Below are 4,569 nucleotides of genomic sequence, written 5' to 3' on the forward strand. Positions count from 1 at the left end.
CGCCGCGAGCGGCGGCCGCGGGGCCCGACCCGCGTCCCGCCGTCGACCTCGCGCGGGCGGGGTCCGCCGCCGCGGAGCGGTCCGCCCTGGTCGTCTCGATCGTCGCGTCCGCGGTGATCGGCGGCGGCGCGGTCGTCTGGGGCGTCCTGGCGACGGCCGGCGTGCTCGTGTTCGACGGCGTCTTCCTGCTCGCGGGCATCCTGCTCTCCGGCGTCTCGCTCGCCGCGGCCCGCGCGGCCGCGGCGCCACCGTCGGCCGCGTACCCGTTCGGCAAGCACGCCGTCACGCCGCTCGCCGTCGCGCTGCAGGGGGCGGCGCTGCTCGGCACCGTCGTCTTCGCGGCGGCCGACGCCGTGACGACGCTGACGTCGGGCGGGTCCGACGCGAACCCGGCGACGATGCTGGTCTACGGCGTGGTGAGCGCGGCGCTGTCCGTCGTCGTCGCGTGGTGGCTGCGGCGGCGGGCGCCCGGGTCGGACCTCGTCGACGCGGAGGTCGCGCAGTGGCACGCGGGCGCCGTGCTCAGCACCGTCGTGGGGGTGGGCGGCGCAGCGGCCCTCGCGCTCGACACCGCGGGCGTCACCGCCGCGACCCGGTACGCCGACCCGGTGCTGCTGCTCGTCGCGTGCGCCGTCATCGCCCCCGTGCCGGTCCGGCTGATCCGCACGGCGGCGCGCGAGCTGCTGGAGGCCGCTCCCCCGCCCGCCGTCACGGCCGTGCTCGGGGAGGCCGTCGCGGACGTGCGGGCCCGGTTCGGGCTGCCCGAGCCGGTCGTCCGGGCGACCAAGCTCGGGCGGCGGCTGTACGTCGAGGTCGACTTCGTCGTCGCGCCCGGCACGTGGGACGTCGACGCCGAGGACCGCGTCCGCCGGGCCGTCGTCGACCGCCTGCGCGCCACGGGCCACGAGGTCTGGGCGACCGTGGAGGTCACGACCGACCCGGACCTCACCGCCGCGTGAGCGTCACTCCAGGTAGATCGGTGCGCCGGGCCCGAGCGGGATGCCGACGAGGTACCAGACGACCAGCAGCGCGCTCCACACGACCAGCAGCGTCACCGTGTACGGGAGCATGAGCGAGATGACCGAGCCGACGCCGACCTTGCGCCGGTACCGCTCGGCGAAGATGACGATGAGCGCGAAGTACGGCATGAGCGGCGTCGCGACGTTGATCGGCGAGTCACCCACCCGGTAGGCCGCCATCGCGAGGTCGGGCGAGATCCCGAGCTGGATGAACAGCGGCACGAACACCGGCGCGAAGATCGCCCACTTCGGCACGACGCCGCCGATGAAGATGTCGATCACCGCCGTCATCGCGATGAGCCCGAGGATCAGCCAGATCGTCGACAGGTTCGCCGCCTCGAGCGCGTCCGCCATCTCGACCGCCGCGATCGTGCCGAGGTTCGAGTAGTTGAAGTACGCGATGAACTGGCTGATGACCAGCAGCAGGAAGATCAGCCCGGACAGGTTGGCGATCGTCTTCGTCATCGGGTTGATGACGTCCATGCTGCTCTTCACCGTCCCGGCGCCCTTGCCGTAGCAGAGCCCCATGACGAAGAAGAACAGCAGGATGAGGAAGATGATGCTGTTGAGCAGCGGCGACGCCTCGACCAGGCTGCCCGTCTCCGGGTTCCGCAGCGGCGCGCCGGGCGGCAGCGACAGCGCGAGCACCAGCAGCAGCACGCCGAGGAACCCCCAGAACGCCCACCGCAGGCCGTTGCGCTCCTCGGGCGTGAGGTCGCCGCTCGCGGCCCCCGGTGCGGGGCCGACCTCGGGGTCGTCGGCCGCGGGCGCCTCCGCCGCGCGGTCGTAGGTGCCGAGGCGGGGCTCGACGAACTTCTCCGTGAGGAGCGTCGCGACGATCGCGACGACGAACGTCGAGACGATCCCGAAGAACAGGTTGCCGGTGATCGACACGTGGTTCGCGGGGTCGACGATCGACTCGTTGGTGATCTCCGCGAGCATCCCGTCGACGGGCGTGATGAGGATGTTCACGCCGAACCCGCCCCCGACGCCGGCGAACGCCGCGGCGAGACCGGCCAGGGGGTGCCGCCCGAGCGAGTAGAACACCGCCGCCGCGAGCGGGATGAGGACGAGGTACCCGGCGTCCGTCGCGATCGAGGACAGCACGCCGAGGAACACGATCGAGAACGTCACGAACCGCGGCGGCGTGACCTTGACCAGGCGCTTGATGAACGCGCCGATCAGGCCGACCTCCTCGGCGAGGCCGACGCCGATCATCGCGACGACGATGACCCCGACGACCCCGAACCCGTTGAAGTTCGCCACGGGCGACGTGAACACGAACCGGATCCCGTCGGCGTCGAGCAGGCTCTGCGCCTCGACCGTGACCGTCTCGACCTCGTCGGCTCCGAGCTGCGCCTGCTCGAACGTCACGCTCGTCCCCGCGGCCTGGAAGATCGCCGACAGCGCCATGATCAGCGCGATCAGGGCGAGGAAGATGATCACCGGGTGGGGGACCTTGTTGCCCGCCCGCTCGATCGCGTCGAGCACTCTCTGCAAGCCCCCGCGTGACGCGACCGGCTCCTGGACGACCTCGCTCACCGCACACCTCCGGACGGATGGCCTGGGCACCTGCTGGCGACGCTAGAGCATGAACGGGCGAATCGGCAGATGACGGGCGGGCCGGACGGCGACGACCGTCTCGCCGCGCCGGTCCACGAGGGACCCGAGCCGACCGCTAGGGTCGCGACGTGACGCCGCCCGCGCCGACCGCACCTGCCTTCAGGGGCGTCCTCCTCGACTGGCGCGGCACGCTCGTCGTCGCGCCGACCTACTCGTGGCTCGTCGCGACCGCGCTCGGCCGGCTCGGTCGCCCGGCCACCCCGGCGGACGTCGAGCCCGTGCTGGTGGCGCTGCGCGGCACCGACAGCACGCGGGTCGACTCGTCGGCGATCGACACGGACGTCGCCGAGCACCGCGCCGCGTACGCGGAGTGGTTCCGGGCGGCAGGCCTCGACGACGACCTGGCGGCGGCGCTGTACGCGGTCGAGTCGGACGTCTCGCTCAACGCGTTCGCGCGCGACGTCGGCGACCTGCTGGTGGCGCTGGCCGGGGCCGGTGTGCGGATCGGCGTCGTGTCGGACATCCACGTCGACCTGCGGCCGGTCTTCGCGGCGCAGCGCCTGCCCGACGGGCGCTCGTGGGCGGACCTGGTCGACGCGTGGGCGCTGTCGTTCGAGCTCGGCGTCGCGAAGCCGGACCCGGCGATCTTCCGGGCGGCGCTGGACGGGCTCGCGCTGCCTGCGTCGGACGTCCTCATGGTCGGCGACCGGGGCGGGTGGGACGGCGCGGCGGTCGACGTCGGGGTGACCACGCTGCTGCTGCCGCCGCTCACGGACGCCCGGGAGGCGCGGCTGCACCGGGTGCTGGACCTGGTCCTGCCGGGCCGTCGGACCGCCGCCGCGACGTCCTGACGTCCGGGCGTCTGAACGTCCGGGCGTCCTGACGGAGCGTCTCGACGGGGCGCGCGACAGGCCCCGCGCAGGCACGCCCGAGGGGCGTCGCACGGGCGTCGGCGCCCGCACCACACCTCACAGACCGACCGGTCGGTCGGGTCTTCCCACGAGCCATGATCGTGAGTAACGTCCGCCGTCACAAGGTCCGTCACCCAGTGATGGAGACACGTGACTCAGGGGGTTCCGACCATGCAGCACCGGATCACCGCCGCGCGGCTCGCCGCGCTCACCGCCGCCGTCCTGCTCGTCGGCGCAGCCGCGCCGGCCCAGGCGGCCGCCAACCCGTACGAGCGCGGACCCGCACCCACCGAGGCCAGCATCGAGGCTGCCCGAGGCCCGTTCGCGACCGCTCAGACCTCCGTGTCCCGCTGGCTCGTCAGCGGGTTCGGCGGGGGCACGATCTACTACCCGACCGACCGGTCCCAGGGCACGTTCGGCGCCGTCGCGATCTCGCCCGGGTACACCGCCCGGCAGTCGAGCATCGCGTGGCTCGGCACCCGACTCGCGTCGCAGGGCTTCGTCGTGTTCACCATCGACACGATCACGACCTCCGACCAGCCGTCGTCCCGGGGCGACCAGCTCCTGGCCGCACTCCGGTACCTCACCACGTCGAGCAGCGTCGCCGACCGCGTCGACCCGGCACGGCTCGCCGTCATCGGGCACTCCATGGGCGGCGGCGGGACGCTCGAGGCGGCCAAGGACGACCCGTCGCTGCGCGCCGCCGTCGCGCTCACGCCGTGGAACCTCGACAAGACCTGGCCCGAGGTCCGCACACCCACGCTCGTCGTCGGCGCCCAGAACGACTCCGTCGCGTCCGTGACGACCCACGCCGAGCCGTTCTACCAGTCGCTGCCGGCGTCGACCCCCCGCACCTACCTGGAGCTGCGCGGGGCGAGCCACTTCGCACCGAACACGTCGAACACGCCGATCGCCCGCAACACGATCGCGTGGCTCAAGCGGTTCGTCGACGACGACACCCGCTACTCGCCGTTCCTCTGCCCGGCCCCGTCGGGCGTGGCGTACTCCGAGGTCCGCAGCAGCTGCCCGTTCTGACCCCGCGGCGTCCCCCGCAGGTCTAGCCTGCGGGGGACGCA

General features: G+C 73.2%; 4 protein-coding genes. 3 read left to right on the top strand and 1 reads right to left on the bottom strand.

The annotated features are described in order from the left end of the window. Positions 1-959, top strand: a 959-nt coding sequence (locus tag CBZ_RS18890; protein ID WP_218022818.1) for a cation efflux transmembrane domain-containing protein, incomplete at its 5' end; no start/stop codon positions are given. A gap of 3 nt (positions 960-962) precedes the next feature. Here the strand turns inward: CBZ_RS18890 and CBZ_RS18895 are convergent. Continuing rightward, the gene (locus CBZ_RS18895) at positions 963-2,561 is read right to left on the bottom strand and encodes an AbgT family transporter (protein ID WP_130783001.1); all 1,599 of its coding nucleotides are present in this window, start codon (positions 2,559-2,561) and stop codon (positions 963-965) included. Between the two features lie 149 nt (positions 2,562-2,710). Here CBZ_RS18895 and CBZ_RS18900 point away from each other — a divergent pair, with 149 nt between their 5' ends. After that, positions 2,711-3,433 (top strand): HAD family hydrolase, encoded by a 723-nt coding sequence (locus CBZ_RS18900; protein ID WP_130783002.1) that lies wholly within the window; start codon positions 2,711-2,713, stop codon positions 3,431-3,433. A gap of 231 nt (positions 3,434-3,664) precedes the next feature. Further along, positions 3,665-4,528: an alpha/beta hydrolase family protein gene (locus CBZ_RS18905; protein WP_130783003.1), complete on the top strand. Its 864-nt coding sequence runs from the start codon at positions 3,665-3,667 to the stop codon at positions 4,526-4,528. The last annotated feature ends 41 nt before the right edge of the window (positions 4,529-4,569 follow it).

The sequence above is a fragment of the Cellulomonas biazotea genome, assembly GCF_004306155.1.
In the GTDB taxonomy this organism is placed as follows: domain Bacteria; phylum Actinomycetota; class Actinomycetes; order Actinomycetales; family Cellulomonadaceae; genus Cellulomonas; species Cellulomonas biazotea.